Source organism: Cobetia sp. QF-1, assembly GCF_002213105.1.
GTDB lineage: Bacteria > Pseudomonadota > Gammaproteobacteria > Pseudomonadales > Halomonadaceae > Cobetia > Cobetia crustatorum.
Genome location: NZ_NBVS01000006.1, coordinates 31490 through 50935 on the forward strand (window position 1 = coordinate 31490; position 19446 = coordinate 50935).

Annotated in this window: 14 protein-coding genes; 6 read left to right on the top strand and 8 right to left on the bottom strand. The window is 58.9% G+C overall.

The window, feature by feature from the left end; genetic code table 11:
* Positions 1–139 precede the first annotated feature (139 nt).
* From pdxA to CFN46_RS12150, 3 genes are all read right to left on the bottom strand, one after another.
* Complete coding sequence (pdxA, locus tag CFN46_RS12140; RefSeq protein WP_088743674.1) at positions 140–1138, bottom strand: 4-hydroxythreonine-4-phosphate dehydrogenase PdxA; 999 nt, start codon at positions 1136–1138, stop codon at positions 140–142.
* A gap of 52 nt (positions 1139–1190) precedes the next feature.
* Complete coding sequence (locus CFN46_RS12145; protein ID WP_024951443.1) at positions 1191–2477, bottom strand: peptidylprolyl isomerase; 1287 nt, start codon at positions 2475–2477, stop codon at positions 1191–1193.
* 87 nt (positions 2478–2564) lie between these two features.
* Entirely contained in the window at positions 2565–5054 is a 2490-nt protein-coding gene (locus CFN46_RS12150; protein ID WP_246116601.1) for an LPS-assembly protein LptD, read from the bottom strand.
* A 255-nt stretch (positions 5055–5309) separates the two neighbouring features.
* Between CFN46_RS12150 and CFN46_RS12155 the strand changes: the two genes are divergently transcribed.
* From CFN46_RS12155 to speD, 4 genes are all read left to right on the top strand, one after another.
* The gene (locus CFN46_RS12155) at positions 5310–6509 is read left to right on the top strand and encodes an aminoglycoside phosphotransferase family protein (RefSeq protein WP_176426470.1); all 1200 of its coding nucleotides are present in this window, start codon (positions 5310–5312) and stop codon (positions 6507–6509) included.
* Positions 6509–7303: a nucleotidyltransferase family protein gene (locus CFN46_RS12160; protein WP_088743676.1), complete on the top strand. Its 795-nt coding sequence runs from the start codon at positions 6509–6511 to the stop codon at positions 7301–7303. The genes CFN46_RS12155 and CFN46_RS12160 overlap by 1 nt, the downstream gene beginning before the upstream one ends.
* Positions 7304–7445: 142 nt before the next feature.
* Positions 7446–7871 (top strand): OsmC family protein, encoded by a 426-nt coding sequence (locus tag CFN46_RS12165; protein ID WP_024951447.1) that lies wholly within the window; start codon positions 7446–7448, stop codon positions 7869–7871.
* Between the two features lie 283 nt (positions 7872–8154).
* Positions 8155–8949 carry an adenosylmethionine decarboxylase gene (speD, locus tag CFN46_RS12170; RefSeq protein ID WP_024951448.1) on the top strand — a complete coding sequence of 265 codons (795 nt, stop codon included), beginning with the start codon at positions 8155–8157 and terminating at the stop codon, positions 8947–8949.
* Positions 8950–9035: 86 nt separating this feature from the next.
* Here speD and CFN46_RS12175 read toward each other — a convergent pair whose 3' ends face one another.
* From CFN46_RS12175 to CFN46_RS12190, 4 genes are all read right to left on the bottom strand, one after another.
* Positions 9036–9920 (bottom strand): ion transporter, encoded by an 885-nt coding sequence (locus tag CFN46_RS12175; RefSeq protein ID WP_024951449.1) that lies wholly within the window; start codon positions 9918–9920, stop codon positions 9036–9038.
* Positions 9921–10062: 142 nt separating this feature from the next.
* The gene (locus CFN46_RS12180) at positions 10063–10791 is read right to left on the bottom strand and encodes a hypothetical protein (protein WP_088743677.1); all 729 of its coding nucleotides are present in this window, start codon (positions 10789–10791) and stop codon (positions 10063–10065) included.
* A gap of 113 nt (positions 10792–10904) precedes the next feature.
* Positions 10905–13982, bottom strand: a complete 3078-nt coding sequence (glnE, locus tag CFN46_RS12185; RefSeq protein WP_088743678.1) for a bifunctional [glutamate--ammonia ligase]-adenylyl-L-tyrosine phosphorylase/[glutamate--ammonia-ligase] adenylyltransferase — start codon at positions 13980–13982, stop codon at positions 10905–10907.
* Positions 13983–14098: 116 nt separating this feature from the next.
* Positions 14099–14470: a diacylglycerol kinase gene (locus tag CFN46_RS12190; RefSeq protein ID WP_024951452.1), complete on the bottom strand. Its 372-nt coding sequence runs from the start codon at positions 14468–14470 to the stop codon at positions 14099–14101.
* Between the two features lie 249 nt (positions 14471–14719).
* On the opposite strand from CFN46_RS12190, the gene nhaB reads away from it, so the two are divergent.
* The gene (gene nhaB / locus CFN46_RS12195) at positions 14720–16252 is read left to right on the top strand and encodes a sodium/proton antiporter NhaB (RefSeq protein WP_024951453.1); all 1533 of its coding nucleotides are present in this window, start codon (positions 14720–14722) and stop codon (positions 16250–16252) included.
* Positions 16253–16474: 222 nt separating this feature from the next.
* The gene (locus CFN46_RS12200) at positions 16475–17452 is read left to right on the top strand and encodes an MDR family oxidoreductase (protein ID WP_088743679.1); all 978 of its coding nucleotides are present in this window, start codon (positions 16475–16477) and stop codon (positions 17450–17452) included.
* A 419-nt stretch (positions 17453–17871) separates the two neighbouring features.
* Here CFN46_RS12200 and dacB read toward each other — a convergent pair whose 3' ends face one another.
* Complete coding sequence (dacB, locus tag CFN46_RS12205; RefSeq protein WP_024951768.1) at positions 17872–19410, bottom strand: D-alanyl-D-alanine carboxypeptidase/D-alanyl-D-alanine-endopeptidase; 1539 nt, start codon at positions 19408–19410, stop codon at positions 17872–17874.
* Positions 19411–19446 lie beyond the last annotated feature (36 nt).

Consider the following 19446-nt stretch of genomic DNA (forward strand, 5'->3'; position numbering starts at 1 on the left):
CCGCCCATGGCCTATCGATAGACAGCACAGGGCGATGAGACCATCAGTGATGGTCGAATGACTGGGGTAGCATCATCGCCACGAACGGGCGGACGCCTGACGGACCGTGAAACGGTCGCGCCCGAATGGGGAGATTATCTCAGTCTCGCGCGGCGGCTGCCATCTCGATGGCCACATGCACGGCTTGCACAAGGCTGCCAACATCGGCACGTCCGGTGCCAGCAAGGTCTAGCGCGGTACCGTGATCAACCGAGGTGCGCACGATGGGCAAGCCCAATGTGATATTGGCCGCCTGACCGAAGCCTGCATACTTGAGCACCGGCAGCCCCTGATCGTGATACATGGCCAGCACCGCATCAATACCATCGAGATGACGCGGCGTGAACAGGGTATCCGCTGGAAGTGGACCCTCGAGCTGCATGCCTTTCGCACGTAACGCTTCAAGCGTCGGGATGATCACGTCGATCTCTTCATGCCCGAGATGCCCACCCTCACCCGCGTGAGGATTGAGTCCACACACTGCAATACGCGGTGCCTCGCGCCCGAAATAGCGCGTGAGATCGTGCGCAAGAATACCCAGCACTCGCGTGAGTCCTTCAGGTGTGATCGCATCAGCAACCTCGCGCAGTGGCAGGTGCGTTGTCGCCAGCGCCACACGCAAGCCAGGACAAGCCAGCATCATGACCACTTCCTCGACGCCACACACATCACGCAAGTATTCGGTATGGCCCGTAAAGCCGACGTGCCCCGCCTCAATTACCGCCGCCTTGGACAATGGGGCCGTGACCATGGCACTCGCATGTCCTGCTTGGCAGGCAGCGATGGCCACATCGAGCATGGCCAATACATGACCACCATTGCGCGCATCGATAACGCCCGGCTCGCTTGGCACTACCGAGGCCACCGGCCAGACGGCCAGGTGGCCATTTCGGACTGGCGGCAATGGATCACCCGGTGATACCTCATGCAGCGTGAGAGGCAGGCCCAACAACTGCGCACGACTCACCAACAGCTCAGGATCAGCCACCGCCACCAGCTGTGCCGGAAAGGTTTCTGCCTGCGCCGCCAGCATCACTAGCAGCTCGGGCCCTATACCTGCCGGCTCTCCGGCGGTCAGCGCAATCACCTGACTATTCATGCGTTAGCTCTACCTTGTGATGCGTTAGCCATGATGAGCCAGCCTTGATACATCAGCTCTTCTCGTCAAGACGATTATCGACGTACGCCTCAGCACGAATTTGCTGCTGCCAAGCTTCCAGCTCGTCGTTCAGCTTGCGCTGGAACAGGGTCTTTCTGACCTTGTCACGCTGACTGGAATTGGTTACGTCCTGCTGGCGACGCTCTTCGACCTCGATGATGTGATAACCGAAGCGCGTCTTGATCGGCTGGCTGATCTCACCTGCTTTCAGAGCATTCATTGCAGTCTCGAAGGAAGATACCGTCTGGCCCGGGCTGACCCATCCCAGCTCTCCGCCTTTCAGCGAACTCCCCTTGTCATCACTGAATTCCTGCGCCAATGCGGCAAAACTCTCACCATTGGTCAGACGCTTGCGTAGAGACTCGGCACGTGCGCGCGCCTGGTCATCACTCATGTTCGGATTCGGCTGAATCAGGATATGGCGTGCGCGCGTTTGCGCGATCAGCGCCTTGCCAGCGCCCCGCTTCTCGATCAGCTTGACCAGGTGATAACCACTGGCACTGCGCAGCGGCTCCGAGATCTGACCGACCTGCATGTCCGGTACCACATCAGCAAAGACGCTCGGTAGCTCTCCACCGGCACGCCAGCCAAGATCACCGCCACTCAGTGCCTGGCTACCCGCGGATTCGGCGGCGGCCATCTGGGCAAAATCAGTCCCCTGCTCGATCTGCTGACGCAGCGCTTCCGCCTTGGCCCGCGCCGTCTTGACCTGCTCGGGTGTCGGTTCCTGCGGCAAGGCAATCAACAGATGTGCCAGATGATATTGGACATCGCTGGCAACGTCCTGTTGACTGAGATAACGGTCTATCTCGCGATCAGAGATACGCACCTTGCTGGCCACAAGACGCTGCTGAACCTGTTGAACCAGCAGCTCACGACGCACCTGTTGGCGCACTTCTGCCAACGACATGCCTTCTTTGTCCAGCTTGTCGGCGAAAGCTTCCAGGCTCATACCATTATCCTTGGCGATACCGCGCAAGGTGGTGTTGAGCTGAGTGTCATCAATGCTCAGATTGGCCTGCTCAGCCATCTGCAGCTGAATCTGCTCATTGACCATACGGTCGAGCACCTGCCGTTCCAATACATTACGTGGCGGCAGATTAATGCCGCGGCCTTTCAGCTGCTGGCTAGCCTGGGTGACGCGCTCCTCCATGTCGCTGTGCATGATGGCGTCCTTGTTGACCACGGCAACCACACGGTCAAGCAACTCAGCGGCGCTGACTGGCAGACTTGCCAGTACAAATGCCAGCCCCAGCGGGGCAATCAGGGTCTTGCGCATCACTTGATCTCTCGGCGTAAAAGCGTGTTGATGGCGCCGCCTGTCGGCAGCGCCCTGACGTAATCATGCACGAACCGTCGCAGCGAATTAGAAACCAGCGTTACGGTAGCCCGGCACAGCCTGCTCCAGATAGCTGTCAGCTCCGCGGCCAACGCCTCCCAACCCCTTGAACTCAAAGGTCAGGAAGATACCGTTCTTCTCTTCATCATCAGAGACAGTGCTGGCAGTGTCGTTATCATCCTGCCATTCGCGCCAAGTCACCTGCACACCGTAGCAACAGTCGTTGTACTGGACGCCCAGCACCTTCTCCAACGCACGAGAGTTGGTGCTGTCGTACTGATAGCGTCCCAGTAACGACCAGCTCTCACTTACCGGCGTCGCAAAGGAGAAGTCCCATTCGTTGCGGGTGTAACCCAGCACGTCATCCTCATCCTCATCATCGTAAGGCACGAAGCCTTCGATCTCACGATTGAAGCCAAAGTTCAGTACCGTGCCTTTCTTTCCCCGATAACGCAGTGAAGTCTGAGCGCTTTCGGTCACGCCACGATCAAAGTCCTGGAATACAGCCTGCGTGGCCGTCCACTGATCATTGAGCACCAGATCCGCCTGGAAGACGACCGGCGAGCGATCGCGCGTCGCGCGGTAGTAATCGGAATAGCTATCGAAATCGGAGCGGGACGTCTTGTCCGGATCTCCATCCATGTCGATATTGCGATCCGACAGATAGCTCGACTGACCCACGCCCAACTTGAGGCGCTCACGGCCGCTCTCATCGTTGATGAAGCGCGACGACACACCGTAGGACACCTTGTTGGTATCCCCGACACGATCCCCGCCGCTGAAGCGATACGGCGACCATAGCTGATTCCAGCTGAAGGCATCCTCAGAAGTATCGAAGTCCGGGAAATCAGATTGGTCGACTTCCGGCACATAGGCATAGTAGAGGCGCGGTTCCAGCGTCTGCTTATAACCTTCGCCAAAGAGCTCTGTTTCACGATCAAAGATCAGACCACTATCCAGCGACAGCACCGGGATGGTGGCAGAGGTACTGGCATCACGGTCGGTTTCACGGTCGCCATAGTCGAGGTCGTAGGTAAGGCTCACCAACTGGGCGCGTGGCTCAATGAAGCTCCAGCTCTGATCACTACGCCAGCCAAGCGCCGGCGCCAGACGCAAGCGTGTCCCATTGGCGGCCTCGTCTACCGGAATATCGCTATCCGTCTCATCCACATCGCGCCAGAAGTAGGTGACATTGGAATTCCACTCTTCATAGAAACCGTTTGATTGGTTCCAACGTCCATCGGCCGTCAAGCTGGGAAGGCGATAGAATGGCTTGTCGTCATTATCCAGCGGATAGTCCATGCGCTGGTAACCCTGCGCCTTGAACTCGAGATTCCAGGTATCGTCGCGATAGTTGAGCTCTGCCAGACGCTCCAGGCTATCCGTTTCGGTCTCACCGAAATTACGCCCGAAGTCATCGAAGTAGTTACCGTCAGATGCGGCGCCATACTTGAGACGATAGCCGGTATTCGCATTGACGCGACCGCTTTGCTGATAGTTGATATACCAGCGATTTTCCCCGATGAGATCTTCTTCGTCATCGTCAGGATCACTGCCGCCGTCATCATCGGCAAGCCAGGCACCCTCAAGGGAACCTTCGTCGCCATTCGGCAGCAGGTAACGGAATTCGCCTTCCAGCATCTCTCCACGCTCAGAGATGTAGCGAGGTGTGATGGTGGCATCGTAGTTGGGCGCCAGATTCAGATAGATCGGCTGGGCATAGTCAAAGCCGCTGGAGCTGGTGTAACCGATCTGCGGCCACAGCAGACCTGTGTGGCGGCGGTCATCGACCGGGAAGCGGACATAGGGCCAGTAAAAGACCGGCACGCCGCCCATTTCCATGCGCGCGTGAGTTGCCTCGCCCCAACCGGACTCGCGATCGATGGTGATGTCGCTACCGACCAGACGCCACAGGCTGTTGCCCGGCTCGCAGGAGGTGAAGCTGGCATCTTTCAGGCGATAGCGGCCATCTTCCAGACGCGCCAACTGCACCGCATCCCCTCGGATACGCTGCTTGTGAAAGACATAGTGGCCATTATCAACACTGGCGGCATCGCTATTGAGCGATACGCGGGCATCATCACCGCGCAGCAACACACCAGGCTGACGATATGTGGTCGGCCCCTTGGCGGTGGCGGTATCACGCGCCTCATTGACGCTGACTTCCGGCGATTCCAGCTGAGCATCGCCTCGACGCAGCACAACTTCACCCATCAGGGTCGCCGCACCATCATTACCGTAATTGGCCTTGTCAGCGGAGGTAGTGACCTGCTCAGGCGTATCACCGGCATCAATCCGATAGGCTGGCGTCACATAGCGGCCACTACATAGCTGCCCGCGAGGCGCGTCATCGTACGGCTGCCAGTCCAGCTGGCTGGCCGACAGAGGCTCCGGCGGGGCCGCCTGTGCCATCAACGGTGCGCCAGCAGCCAAGGGGGCTAGCGTCCATAGCAGACGAAACACCAGCGGCTTTAGCCGCCATGTTGGCCGCTCGCCGTTCAACATAACTGTCGACATCGAAGGGCTCACGAGACGACGAGACTGCCGTCCGAGGTCGGACACCGGCTTGCCCGGATGTGATGAATGGCTGCGCTGGGCCATGGCTGCTCTGTGTCCTTGGCTGAGGGAATCGGTATTATACAGGCCCAGCAACCGGCCTTCCTGCTTGCCGGTTCCGCCTGCCTTGTGGGTCACCACCCGATAGCATGCGGGGCCGCGGCACAGGCGTCAACTGACAGCCGGCCCCGTATACGACGACAGGAGCCCCGCCCCATGACATCCGACGCCCGCCGCCAGGCTCTTCACGCCTGGGCCGCCGCCCGACACGACCTCACTCCCGAGGTAGTCCGCATGAGCGCAGTGGCCGACGACGCCAGCTTCCGACGCTATTTTCGCCTGCATCTCGAGGATACCGCTCTTTCGATACCCGCGCGTATTTTGATGGATGCGCCGCCCGAAAAAGAGGACAGCCACGGTTTCGTCGCTATCGCTCGCCAATGGCGCGAAGCTGGCCTTCCGCTACCGACCGTACATGCTTTTGATGAAACGCTGGGCTTTCTGGAGCTAGAAGACCTTGGCGACACGCCGCTGATGACCGCACTGACAAGCGTCGATGCCGCTGATCACTATTATGGTGAAGCCATCGGTCTGCTGGAGGTCCTGCATGAACTGCCGCTCGCTGACCTTCCTGCCTATGATGATGCGAACCTTAAGGCTGAGCTGGACCTCTTCCCGGAATGGTGCCTCGGTCAGCTACTCGACATGCCGCATGACCGTCGCTACGCCGCCTGGGAGTCACTTTCCCGCCAACTGCTAGAGGCCGCGCGTGCTCAGCCGGTCGTGACCGTACACCGTGACTTCCATGCGCAAAATCTGTTTCTGCATGCCGATGCCAGTCAGCCCCAGGACCACCTGTGGATAATTGATTTTCAGGATGCCGTTACCGGCCCTGAGAACTACGATCTCGTCTCATTACTGCGAGATCGTCACTGGCGCTGGCCAGAACCCGCCATGGCACGCTGGATCGAGCAGGCCCGCCTCGCTGCCCTGCCGCGCTATGCTGTGACTGGCTTGCCCGCACCATCACCGCTGGAATATCGCCAGAGCGTCGAGCGCATGGGGGTGCAGCGCAACCTCAAGATTCTCGGCATCTTTGCCCGCCTGACCCTACGCGATGCCAAGCCGCGCTACCTGACACTGATGCCGCGCTTCCTTGGTCACCTGCGTGAAGGACTGGCTTTCTGCCCGGAACTGACGCCCTTTACACATTGGCTGGACGAAGTACTGACACCCGCACTTTCCCTGCGCCTCGCGCACGAAAGTGAAGTCCGTGATCTACGTCTGGCCAATGGTGAGCGTCCCGAGATCAATCTCGATGACTATGATGAGCTGGCGGCACTCGCCGACCGCGCTGCGCGCCTGATGCGTGATGCAGCCCCCCAGACCTCCGCCTCCGAGCAAGGGCTTACCTGATGCGCGCAATGATTCTGGCTGCCGGTTTCGGGACACGCATGCGTCCGCTGACCGATCACACACCCAAGCCGCTGCTTGAGGTCGCCGGGCTACCACTGCTGGAGCATCACCTGCTACGCCTTGAGGCAGCAGGTGTGGACAAGGTGGTCATCAATGTTGGCCATCTCGCCGAACGGATTCTCAATCACTTCGGCGCTACGTCAGGCCCACAAGGACTCTTGCAGGCCAGCTGGCAAGGCCATCAGCACACACTGACGCTGGCCTTTTCCCGTGAAGAGGTTCCGCTGGAAACCGGCGGGGGCATTGCACGCGCGCTGTCACTACCCAACGCGCTGACAGTCGATGATGCTGATGACACCCCCTTCCTGCTCATCAATGGTGATGTGTGGTGTGATGCTGACCTGCCCCAGTTAATGAGTGAGGCCATAGCGAGCCGACAGCTCAATCCACTACCGCTTGCCGGGATAGTACTTGTGGATAACCCACCTCATCATCCCAAAGGCGACTTCCTGCTCACGCCATCAGGAATGGTGCGCGATGAGGCAAGGGATCAGGAAGGCAATCGCCTGACGTTCTCCGGCCTTTCCTGGTTATCACCGACACTGATTCGACACGCTATCGCTGACAACGACGAATGGTGCGACACCAATGCCGTCTTCAAGCTGGCACCACTACTGCGCGACGCCATGCATCGCGGTGAAGTGAGGGGCTATCATCATCGTGGAAAATGGATTGATGTCGGCACTCCTGAGCGACTGGCAGAACTGGATACGCTGCTCAATAGCGGGATGTAAGCAGGCCGCGAGAGCATAAGCTCATCGCCGGACGTTCCTCCGAGCGCAGCGATGACGATGCTATTGTGTACCGCGATCATGTGGACCGTGCGCTGACGGCCCACGTCACGAGACTATCAATAGGAGATATTGCGCAATGGCAATGAACGTCAGCATCAAATGGACCGACGGTCGCCAGTTCCTCGCCGAATCCGGCAGTGGCCATAGCGTTGTGATGGACGGCAACCCAGAGAATGGCGGTCGCAATACCGGCCCACGTCCGATGGAGATGATGCTGATGGGGCTGGGCGGTTGCACCAGCTTTGATGTCATCCAGATTCTCGAGAAGGCGCGCCAGCAAGTCACCGATTGCCACGCTGAATTGACCGCAGAACGTGCGGATACCGTGCCCAGCGTATTTACCAAGATCCACGTCAACTTCGTGGTCAGCGGTCGTAATCTCAAGGATGCACAGGTCAAGCGTGCCGTTGAACTCTCCGCCGAGAAATATTGCAGTGCTTCACTGATGCTGACGGCGGGTGGTGTCGAGATCAGTCACTCCTACGAGGTTGTGGACATCGCATCCTGATAAGTGAGTACTCTCCCGCTACCGCATGACAGTGCTGGTAGCGGGTTGTCATCATGGATAGCAAGAGCCACTGATGACCAACAGCAGGAATTGACGCTGGCGTGTCAGCCCTGCCTGTGCATAATACGCCCCTCAAACCGGTAGTCTTCTCGGCAGTTCACAGGTCAGTGACCCCATTGTGAGCGCGATAAAACCACCTCTTCGGCCCGATGCTCGTCACTTATTTCATTTTGAGAGACGCACCGGATGTCATACCACCCTCCCATCTCAAGGAGGCTTGGACGTGAGCGATCAACTCCGCCTTCACGGGTTCAACAACCTCACCAGTTCGTTGAGCTTCAATATTTACGACATCTGCTACGCGCAGACCGAAGAACAGCGTAAGGCATATATCGATTATATCGATGAACTCTACAATGCCGAACGCCTGACCCAGATTCTCAAGGACGTGACCAACATCATTGGTGCTCACGTGCTGAACATCGCACGTCAGGACTATGAGCCACACGGCGCCAGCGTCACCATTCTGATCGCTGAGCACGAGCTGGAAGAACAGGATGCTACCCAGACCGAGCCGGGCCCGGGCCCGCTACCGGAAACGGTCGTCGGCCACCTGGACAAGTCTCACGTCACGGTGCATACCTATCCTGAATCTCATCCGGACAACGGCATCAGCACCTTCCGCCTCGATATCGATGTCTCGACCTGTGGCATGATCAGCCCGCTGAAGGCGCTGAACTACCTGATTCACAGCTTCGATTCCGACATCGTGACCATGGACTATCGTGTCCGTGGCTTCACGCGGGACGTGGATGGCAAGAAACTGTTCATCGATCACGACATCACCTCCATCCAGGATTACCTGGCGGAAGACACCAAGCGTGCCTACCAGATGGTCGATGTGAACGTGTATCAGGAAAACATGTTCCATACCAAGATGCTGCTCAAGGACTTCGAACTGGACAACTACCTCTTCGGCACCTCGCGTCGCGAGCTGACCTTCGAGGAAGCCACCAATATCGAAGGTCGTCTACGTCGCGAAATGCTCGAGATCTTCTACTCGCGCAACTTTGACTGATTCGTAGTCCTGTCGTATCAAAAAAGCCCTCGGTACCTTTACGGTACCGAGGGCTTTTTCATGGCTGGCACAGGCCGGCCTGCCAATCACTTGTCGGCGTCTGGCATCCCCTTCTCTGATGAAGGAGTCTCCTCATAGCGCTGTTCCATTTCATGGTGCGCTTCACGACGTAGCGCCTCACGACGTAATTCTCGCTCCGCGAGTGGTTCACCCTGTGTCTCGGCCACTTCATCCAGCCGTGCTCGCAGCTCACGTACTTCGACGGTCAGCTCACTGATCTGATGATAAAGGGTGCGCGTCATATCACGCTGTGCACGCGCGGCGCGTGCATCCTGCTCACTGCCATCCGCAATGAATATTGAACTGATGTAAGCCGCGAAGCTACCGAATAGCCCCACTCCACCGACCATCAACAATACTGCAACGACTCGTCCCAGCGTGGTAATCGGATAGAAATCGCCATACCCCACGGTGGTCACGGTAACGACTGCCCACCACAGTGCCTCTTCCGCAGTATTGATGGGGCTATCAGGGTTGGGGCTTTCTACCATCAGCATGGTGATGGCGCCAAAAGCGACCAACAAGACCGTGGCCGTCGCTGCTGACGCGAAGACACCTTCAGCACGATTACGGAACAGCAAACGCCAGATCATCTCCATCGATTTGATGGCTCGCAGCACGCGAAGCACCTGCACCACGCGAAACAAGCGCGCGCCCTGAAACAAGCCAGCAGGAATGCAGGCCAGCAAGTCAATCCAGCCCCACTTCATGTACGCGAGCTTGCTGGGAGCGCTAACGAAACGCTTGCAGAAATCGATGAAGAAGAACAGGCAAACCACGTAATCCATGTACTGCAGCAGCTGTTGAACCTGTGGGGTGAGATCAAAGACAAGATCCGCCACCATCGCACCAATGACATAGAGCGATATCACTAGAATAAACAGCTGAAAGGGCGTGACGCGTTCCTGCATCCGTGATTCTCCGTGGGTGGGCTGCCGAGGCGTTGTCTGAAGAGTCGACGAATACAGGCATTTTCCAGGAATTGCTAAAGCCTACCCCATCCCCGCAGCCCTGACAGCGTTGCGCCTTGTACTGGCAATGACAGTCCCTGACTCATGCCCGCTCATGCTCATCACTTTTCTCGGGATACACGAAGGTGGATTGAGCACTGATGTCCTCGCCACTGATACGCAGCAATAGCTGCTTGAGCTTGTGACGCTGCCAATGCGAGGACAGTCGGCGCGAATCCCAGTGCTCGGGATCAAGTACACAGACGTTATCTTCGTTACGGAGCAGGAAGGAGCGCTCAACCCCAACGGGGTGATCTTCACTGCCGTAAATGCCGATGATGCGTAGTGTCAGGCGCTGAAACTCAACCTGTTCATGACAGGGCCAATGGCCTTCAAGATCAAGCCCGCTGCGCCGCGCGATGCGCTCGATCACCTCAGAGAAGGTACCAATGTGCAAGAACTTGCCGGATTCCAATGGCCCTTGGCGGGTGGTATCGGCGATGCGCCACTCTCGATCACCATCGATATTGCCGCCTTCATCTCCTTCCTGATAATTGCGCTCAAACTCGGTGACATCCATCAGCAGGCTGCCGCAATTGGTCTCAAGACGCGCGATGATGTGCTCGATAAAAATCGACTCGGCGCTCATGTTGCTGATGATGCACAGACTATCGATGCCCTTGCTCTTGCCGCGGTTTATCAACACGCGCGGACGGCGCTGGCGGCGAAAGTTGTGATACAGCAGTTGCGCATAGACCAGCCAGATGAAAAACGAGCCGATGCTGGCAGCTGCCGAGATGCTCTTCGCGTTATTGGCGATCCATTCCAGCATTCTGACTTCTCCAGTGATATTGGCTGATAGCTTATTCACTGGGGATGGAAGCAGAAAATTGCCAGCATTGATATGTCGTTCAATGCCGCCCGACCATGAAAGAGGCAGTCAATTCAGACAGAAGTCGACTCACACAGTAATGCCTGCCAGATGGCGACGACGCGCTCACGATGCATGGCCAGCAGCGGATATTGATTCAAGCGCACCAGGCTGCTGCGCTTTTCCAACGCCAAACGATGACTCGCATCACGATAGGCAAGATAGGCCTCACGCAGCTCACTGGCCTGCTCGCCGGGCAGGCGCCCACAGGCTTCCAACGTCTCGAGCAGGCGCATGTTGTCGCTCCACTCCAGCAACCCCGTCACTTGGTGGCTCATCGACAAGACGCAGTACTGGGCGAGAAATTCGATATCGACGATGCCCCCCGCATCCTGCTTGAGATGGAACTGGCCAGCCTCGCGGTCCTTGGTAGAACTACCGAGGTGATCGCGCATCTTGTGCCGCATGGCGATGACCTCCTCGCGCAGACTGTCCCCATTGCGCTTGCGCGCCAGCACTTCGCGGCGCACCTCCTCAAAGGCCAGCGCCAACACTGGATCACCCGCCACGGCGCGCGCGCGCACCAACGCTTGATGCTCCCAGGTCCACGCCTGGTTGAGCTGGTAATCGCGAAAGGCCGTCAGGCTCGACACCAGCAGCCCCGAGTTTCCAGACGGTCGCAGGCGCATGTCGACTTCATAGAGCGCACCGGCCGGTGTCACGGCGGTCAGTAGATGGATGATGCGCTGGCCGAGACGCGTAAAGAACAGCGGGTTGTCGAGCGGACGCGGCCCATCTGTCTGGCCCTTGCCAGCGGCATCATGCAGGAAGACAAGATCAAGATCTGACCCATACCCCAGCTCGATACCGCCCAGCTTGCCATAGCCGACGACCACGAAGCAGCCACTCAAACCATCACCGCTGATCGGTTGACCATCATGACCCATCGGGAAGCCGTGCTTGCGGGTCAGCGTCTTCCACGCCATCGCCAACACCTGTTCCAACACCACCTCGGCAATGAAGGTCAGATAGTCGCTGACCTTCATCAGCGGTCGTGCACCCGCGATGTCAGAGGCCGCTACGTGCAAGACCTGTGCATGGCGGAACACACGCAATGCCTCCAGCAGCGCCTCTTCGTCATCTTCGGGGATGCGTGACAGTGCGGTACGTAGCTCATCGGCGAGGCGCGCCTTGTCGGCAGGCGAATAGAGATTATGTGGGTGCAGCAGTTCATCCAGCAGCACCGGATAGCGCGCCAACTGCTCGGCGATCCACGGGCTGGCGGCGCACAGCCGCATCAGCTGAGCCAAGGCATCGGGATTCTCACGCAGTAGCGCCAGGTAGGCGGTACGGCGCAGCACGGCCTCGATCAAGGGCAAGACACGCTCCAGTACTCGACTGGCATCATGCTCACCAGGCTTTTCCGGGTCGCCCGCCGCGGCTCCCAGCGCTTGAAGCAGTGGTGGCATCAAGGCATCCAGACGATCAAAGCCTATACGCTGCATGCCTTGCACGGCGCGGGAGCGACGCAGTGTATCGAGTCGACGCAGGCTTTCAGCAGGTGCCTCGAAACTGCTGTCAGCCAACAGTGCCTCTCCCTCCTCCGTCGTCAATTCGCCGCGCCACAGCGCACGCCATTCATCCAGCGCCAGCTGACCGTCAGCCGGCTCACCCTCTTCATCTTCCGGTGTGGCAATCACATTATCGAAGTGGTGACGAATGCGTGTGCGAACAGCCTCGAGACGCTCACACAGCGCGTCCCAATCAGTGAGATGCATCGCAAGCGCGAGACGCTCACGTCCGAGAGGGTCCAGCGGTAGCGTCTGAGTCTGACGATCGGCCTGCGCCTGCAGCGCATGTTCAAGGTCACGCAGGAAGACGTAAGCCGGCACCAGCTCATCGACCACGGCCTGAGGCAGCAAGCCCAGTGCCGGCAGGCGCGCAAAGGCCTGCTTAAGCGAGGTGACCTGCAACTCCGACTCACGACCGCCCCGAATCAATTGGAAAGCCTGAGCGACAAACTCCACTTCGCGAATGCCGCCAGAACCGAGCTTGATGTTGTCAGAGAGCCCGCGACGCTTGACCTCACGATTGATCATCGCCTTCATCTCGCGCAGAGATTCAATGGCGCCGAAATCGAGATACTTGCGATAGACGAAGGGCCGCAGATGCGCGATCAGTCGCTCGCCTGCCGCCACACTGCCAGCGACCGGACGTGCCTTGAGCATCGCGTAGCGTTCCCACTCACGCCCCTGGTCCTGATAGTAGCTGGCCAACATCGAGAAGCTGCCGACCAGTGGGCCACCATCTCCCAGCGGACGCAGCCGCATATCGACACGAAACACGAAGCCGTCGGCGGTCATCGCATCCAGCGCAGCGATCAACTTCTGGCCAAGGCGAGTGAAGTACTCCTGATGATCCAGCGACTTGCGCCCCCCTTCCGTCTCACCCTTGTCCGGGAAAGCGAAGATGAGATCAATATCGGAGGAGAGATTTAGCTCACCGGCTCCCAGCTTGCCCATGCCCAACACGACCAGACGCTGTGGCTCACCGAAACGATCAACGGCAGGCTGCCCATAACGCGGTGCCAGCGAGGTCTCCAGCCAGCCAAGCGCTCCCTCGAGCGTGACCTCGGCCAGTCGGGAGACGGCGGCGGCGGTATCCCACATCCCGGCGCCATTCAAATCACGCCATACGATGCCCAGCATGCGACGCTGCCGAAAGCGGCGCAGTACACTCTGCATCGCCTTCTCGTCAGCCGCCGCTGCCAATGCCTCACCCAGCCGTGTCGCCAGTTCAGCCGTCGGCAAGGCGCGCTCCAGCTCGCCACTGGCGATCAACTCCGCCAGCAGCTCAGGACGACGACAGAGGGTATCGAGGGCAAAATCAGACAGCGTCAACAGCCGCCCCAACTGCAAGCGTTGTGCCTCATCCAACGCCGTGAAAGCCGCCAACGGCGATGTCTCATCACCGCGCATCTCACTGAGATTGAGCGCTTGCGCCAGACTGTCATTGAGGCGTTCAAGCGCGCTATGGGCGGCGCTTTCAAGGGTTGCGCGACTCTCGTCAGACTGCTCAGCCAGTAGTGCCGAGAGCGGCAAGAAGTCGGCAGGAAGTAGCTGATCGGATAGCGCGGGGGCGGGCTGGGGCATGGTCGTCTCCTTCGATCCAGTGCTCAGCATAACGGAGGCCGTCGGCACATGACATGTGCTGCATGCCATGTGCCGACGTTATCTTTCCGGCCAGATGAGGGCCTGTCGAACAAGGGTCAACCGAACAGCTTGTCGTATAGCAGCGTGCCCCACGTCAGGCCCGCAAAGATAAGACTGATCATCACTGCCGCTGAGCCCAGATCCTTGGCGCGTCCCGACAGCTCATGAAACTCGGGGCCGATACGATCAATCGCAGACTCCACTGCCGAATTGAGCAACTCGACCATCAGTACACTCAAGCTGGAGCCCACCAGCAGCAGCCATTCGACATGTGAATCACCAATCCACCAGGCAAACGGCAGTAACAACGCGCATAGCACTATTTCTTGCCGGAAAGCCTCTTCATTGCTCCAGGCAGCCTTGAGGCCCTTGAGCGAGTAGCGCGTGGAATACCTGAGATGGGTTAAGCCGGTATGACGTGATTTCATCTTCATATCTCGTGCAGAAGCAGCTGAAAAAACTGCGCAGGGCCGGTTTCAAAATCGGTTTCGATGTCAGTTTTCAAGGTCTCGTTTCAAGACCAAAGACTACCCGGAGCCAAATGGCCGAGCATGCTCTAATGCAGAACAGCGCTCGATAATGGCGGCGATGATACCAAAGCGGACGCGAGAAGGTATCCGCCGCATCATTCACGATGCCACTCCAACAATAACAATGTATCGAAACGGGAATCGCCCATGAATTCCACGCCTCGTGAAGACCGTCAGACTCTCGGCTATGGACTGGCCCGCAACTTCCTCGGACAGTCGCCACGTTGGTACAAGCAACTGATGTGCCTGTTTCTGATCACCAATCCACTGCTGCTGTGGTTCAGCGGACCACAGGGTGGCGTGATCGTCGGTTGGCTATTGCTGGCCGAGTTCATCTTCACGTTGGCGATGGCGCTCAAGTGCTACCCCCTGCAGCCAGGCGGGCTGCTGGCCCTCGAAGCCGTCGCCATTGGCATGGCATCACCGGGCGCCATCATGCTGGAGATGGAGCGCAATCTGCCCGTCATCCTGCTGCTGATGTTCATGGTCGCGGGCATTTACTTCATGAAGCCGCTGCTGCTTTACGCTTTCACCAAGATCATTCTTGGCGTGCGCTCCAAGATCTGGCTCTCACTGATGTTCTGCCTCGCCAGCGCCCTGCTGTCGGCCTTTCTTGATGCATTGACCGTCACCGCCGTCATCATTGGCATCGCGGTGGGCTTCTACTCGGTCTACCACAAGGTCGCTTCGGGCAAGAACTTCGATACCCAGCATGATCACGCCAACGATGTCAGCGTCGAGGCTATCCATAACGAAGACCTCGAGGACTTCCGCGGCTTTTTACGCTCCCTGCTGATGCACGGCGCGGTCGGTACCGCGCTTGGGGGTGTCAGCACCATGATCGGTGAGCCGCAGAATCTGGTCATCGCCAAGGCGGCTGACTGGGACTTCATCGACTTCTTTCTCGCCATGGCACCGGTGACCGTCCCGACCTTCTTCGCTGGCCTCGCGCTCTGCGTCCTGCTCGAGCGCGGCCGCTGGTTCGGCTATGGCCAACGTCTACCGGCCAGCGTACGCCGCATACTCGAGGATTATGACCGCTATCAAGATACCCGCCGCACATCGCGCGAGCGCGCAGCGTTGATCGTGCAGGCGGTCGTCGCCGTATTGCTGGTACTCGCGCTGGCGCTGCATCTGGCCGAGGTCGGGCTGATCGGGCTGGCGGTCATCATTCTGCTGACCGCCGGTAACGGCATCACTGATGAACATCAGATCGGGCGAGCATTCCAGGAGGCGCTGCCCTTCACCTCTCTGCTGATCGTCTTTTTCACCATCGTGGCGGTGATTCACGAGCAGCATCTGTTCCAGCCCTTCATTCAGTGGGTGTTGAGCCTGCCAATCGAAGAGCAGGCCGGCGCACTCTTTCTGGCCAATGGTCTGCTGTCAGCCATCTCCGACAATGTCTTCGTGGCGACCGTCTACATCACCCAGGTCAAGAATGAGTACCTGGCCGGCAACATCACTCGTGAGCATTTCCATGCGCTGGCAGTCGCGGTCAACACCGGCACCAATCTACCCAGTGTTGCGACGCCCAACGGTCAGGCGGCCTTCCTGTTTCTGCTGACCTCCGCCATCGCACCGCTGGTCAGGCTCTCCTATGGCCGCATGGTCTGGATGGCACTGCCCTATACGGTGCTCATGACGTTAGTCGGGCTGATGACGGTACGCAGCTTTATTTGAATGATGCAGGCTGGCTTGTCACCGATAGTGTTGCGTCGATGTCATCCCAATGTCGGAATCGCAGGTCTTCCCCGTATTGCGTCTTGCAGGCAAGGTGAAGCAATGCGCTTTGTTCCAGAGGTTTTTTCACCCTGGACTCATGGAATAAGTGCAGTGTTTTACGAAAAACACCTAGCGAGACGTATCCATAGAAAGCGGTCAGCCAAATAACAGGAGAACGCCATGTCACGCGCACTGATGCTGCACGAAGACGCCCCCCGCGCCCGAGTGGTCGAGCTTGAGGATAACCAGCTGCCCGACCTGCCGGTCACGGTGGACATCGAGCGCTCCGGCCTCAACTACAAGGATGCACTCGCCATCACTGGGCGCGGCAAGATCGTGCGAGAGCTGCCCTTCGTGCCTGGCATTGATCTGACGGGGCGCGTGGTGAGCTCCGAGTCGCCAGATCATCAGGTCGGTGACGAGGTCATCTTGACCGGCTGGGGCGTGGGTGAGCGCCATTGGGGCGGGCTGGCCGAGCGCATGCGCGTCAAGCCCGAGTGGCTGGTAGCACGCCCTGAGGGCATGAGTGCCGAACAGGCCATGGCCTTCGGGACTGCCGGCCTGACCGCCATGCTGTGCGTGATGCGTCTCGAAGAAGCAGGCCTGACGCCACAGCAAGGCCCGGTGATCGTTACTGGCGCTACTGGAGGTGTCGGCAGCTGGGCGGTGCAGATGCTGGCCGAGCTAGGCTTTGAAGTGCACGCCGTCAGCGGCAAGGCTGAGCAACGCAACTGGCTGATGTCACTCGGTGCGTATGAGGTTCACCTACGCAGCGACTTCGAAGCCAAGGGTCGCCCACTGGAGAAGAGTCGCTGGGCGGGCGCTGTCGACACCGCAGGCGGTCAGGTATTGGCCAATCTGCTGGCGCAGATGCATTACGACGGCAAGGTCGCCGCCGTTGGACTCGCCGCAGGGGCAGACCTGCCGACCAGCGTGATGCCGTTCATCTTGCGCGGTGTGTCGTTGCTGGGAGTAGATAGCGTGATGATCAATGCCCAACGTCGCCAACAAGTCTGGCAGCGCCTGGCGTCATTGCCGGCCAATCTGCATTCACGGATGCAGCTGGAAACGGTCGGGCTGGATGCGCTGGCGGAACGTGCAGAAGCGATGCTCGACGGCACCATCAGTGGTCGCGTATTGCTCGACCCGAGCCTCTGATCAGTAGCCAACAAACACGTTATAAGAGAAAAATTGATCTTATCACCGCGAAATTGATCTTATCACCGCGAAATTGATCCAAGTCATTGATTGTTGCGGTGCAATACGGGTTTTGCCGTTAGCCATCGCGGTCACACAACGCTATGCTCTAGACATCTCGTTGCGCCCTGTCGAGCGTCCCGAGTGCCCTCCCCTCAGCCATGCCGGGCGTGTGGAGGACCACCCCGCCTTTGGGCGGGGTTTTTTGTGCCTGTCTGTCACGTGCGTCTGCTTCCACATGACCTGTCGCATCAGAGAGTGTCAGAAGACATCAGCGCGATTCAGAGGCCTCAGACTTGCGAGCCTGATAGACACAGAAACCCCGCCAATTGGCGGGGTTTCTGTGTCTATCGCTTACCTGAATGGGCGTGATGTGCTGATCAGTTGCGCTCGATCATCGCAGTCAGGTCCTCAGCGACCGGATCTAGCACCTGCGGCCAGGAGAGATACGGCACGGCAGCGCGGCCATTGACCATCACCGCAAAGGCACCCCAACGACCATTCTGGGTCCGGAAATACCCCGAGATCGCACGCACTGGCACCGGCTGGTTCAAAGTCCCTGTCTTGACCATCACATGATTACGGAAAGTCTCGCTGCCACGACGAATAAAGCGCATCGGGCCGTTGGTCGGCGCCTGCATACCCGCCACGAACGTGGGGAATAGCGCCGGACGGTGATACATGCTGTCGAGCAGTGCAATGAGGCCATTCACGCTGGTGCGGTTCTGGGATGTCAGTCCGCTGCCGGAGTACATGGTCAGCGGACCATGATTCGGGATCGCACTGGCGAAAGTCTCCAGCTTGGCGCCACCCTGGCGCAGGGTCGCCTGACTACCGCCGACCAGCGCCAGCGTCAGCTGGTCCGCCATGAAGTTGTTGGAGTAGTTGAGCATGCGCGTCAGCAGCTCCTGCATCGGCTTGCCTTCGACACTGCCCAGCTGTACAGCACTGGACGGCGGTGCGGTAGAGGTCAGATCGACTCCGCCCGTCACGCTGATGCCGGCACGCGTCAGCATGTCGCGCATCAGGTACCCGGTATAAAGCGCAGGATTCGAGACCGCACGATAGATGCTGCGCGGCTGGCTATCGGCAGCAATCGTACCGCTGACGACCAGGGTATCGCGGCCGTTAGTGGTCGTGCGACGCGCATTGATGGCGTTCTTGCCGCCAGCCGCCACGGTAGTGACCTGATTGTCGAACGTCTCGGACGGCTGCGTCATATCGCAGCTGGCCAAGCGTGCAGGTGCCTGACTACCCACACCGGGCAACACCTTCACACACCAGCTGGCATAGTTGCTGGCGGCAGATGACAACAACGCATCATAGGCATTGCTGGAGCGACGCGACGCGTTGCAACGGTCCGTACTGATGCAAGGCACCGGACCAAAGCGCCACTGGCTGACCAGCAGGCGGCCATTGACACGACGGATGCCGCGGAAGCGCAGCTCTTCTGTCAGACGCCATAATTCCTCACTGGTCAGCGCGGGATCACCACTACCTTCCAACACCAGGTCGCCGTTCAGCACGCCGTCACTGATGGTGCCGGTGCTGCGTAGGCGCGTGGAAAAACGATACTGCGGCCCGAAGCGATCAAGGGCTGCGCCGGCAATATAGAGTTTGGAGAGTGATGCCGGTGTGAGCTGCAGTGCAGGGCTGATCGATGCCAATGTCTCACCGGTATCCAGCATGCGCGCTTGAGCACTCACGATGAAGCCCTTGTCAGCGAGGCGAGCCAAGTTATCAAAGCCTGCCGCGTACGTCTGGCCTGCCGCAAACAACGCGGCCCCCGTGCCCAACGTCAGAGTTAGCCAGCGCAACGGGCGCGCGAGACGGCGGGACAGAGTGCGTGCCGGTGCGACAAACACCGGCAGCATTGCACGAGGCAGCGCAGAGGAAAGTACAGAGGGGAGTAAGGGCATGAGGCATCCAGTGACGTCGTCGGTGAGCATCCATGT

Bases quoted from the DNA above. Each gene is read 5' to 3' on its own strand.
- pdxA (WP_088743674.1), bottom strand. From the start codon at position 1,138: ATGAATAGTCAGGTGATTGCGCTGACCGCCGGAGAGCCGGCAGGTATA.
- CFN46_RS12145 (WP_024951443.1), bottom strand. From the start codon at position 2,477: ATGCGCAAGACCCTGATTGCCCCGCTGGGGCTGGCATTTGTACTGGCA.
- CFN46_RS12150 (WP_246116601.1), bottom strand. From the start codon at position 5,054: ATGTCGACAGTTATGTTGAACGGCGAGCGGCCAACATGGCGGCTAAAG.
- CFN46_RS12155 (WP_176426470.1), top strand. From the start codon at position 5,310: ATGACATCCGACGCCCGCCGCCAGGCTCTTCACGCCTGGGCCGCCGCC.
- CFN46_RS12160 (WP_088743676.1), top strand. From the start codon at position 6,509: ATGCGCGCAATGATTCTGGCTGCCGGTTTCGGGACACGCATGCGTCCG.
- CFN46_RS12165 (WP_024951447.1), top strand. From the start codon at position 7,446: ATGAACGTCAGCATCAAATGGACCGACGGTCGCCAGTTCCTCGCCGAA.
- CFN46_RS12175 (WP_024951449.1), bottom strand. From the start codon at position 9,920: ATGCAGGAACGCGTCACGCCCTTTCAGCTGTTTATTCTAGTGATATCG.
- CFN46_RS12180 (WP_088743677.1), bottom strand. From the start codon at position 10,791: ATGCTGGAATGGATCGCCAATAACGCGAAGAGCATCTCGGCAGCTGCC.
- glnE (WP_088743678.1), bottom strand. From the start codon at position 13,982: ATGCCCCAGCCCGCCCCCGCGCTATCCGATCAGCTACTTCCTGCCGAC.
- CFN46_RS12190 (WP_024951452.1), bottom strand. From the start codon at position 14,470: ATGAAATCACGTCATACCGGCTTAACCCATCTCAGGTATTCCACGCGC.
- nhaB (WP_024951453.1), top strand. From the start codon at position 14,720: ATGAATTCCACGCCTCGTGAAGACCGTCAGACTCTCGGCTATGGACTG.
- CFN46_RS12200 (WP_088743679.1), top strand. From the start codon at position 16,475: ATGTCACGCGCACTGATGCTGCACGAAGACGCCCCCCGCGCCCGAGTG.
- dacB (WP_024951768.1), bottom strand. From the start codon at position 19,410: ATGCCCTTACTCCCCTCTGTACTTTCCTCTGCGCTGCCTCGTGCAATG.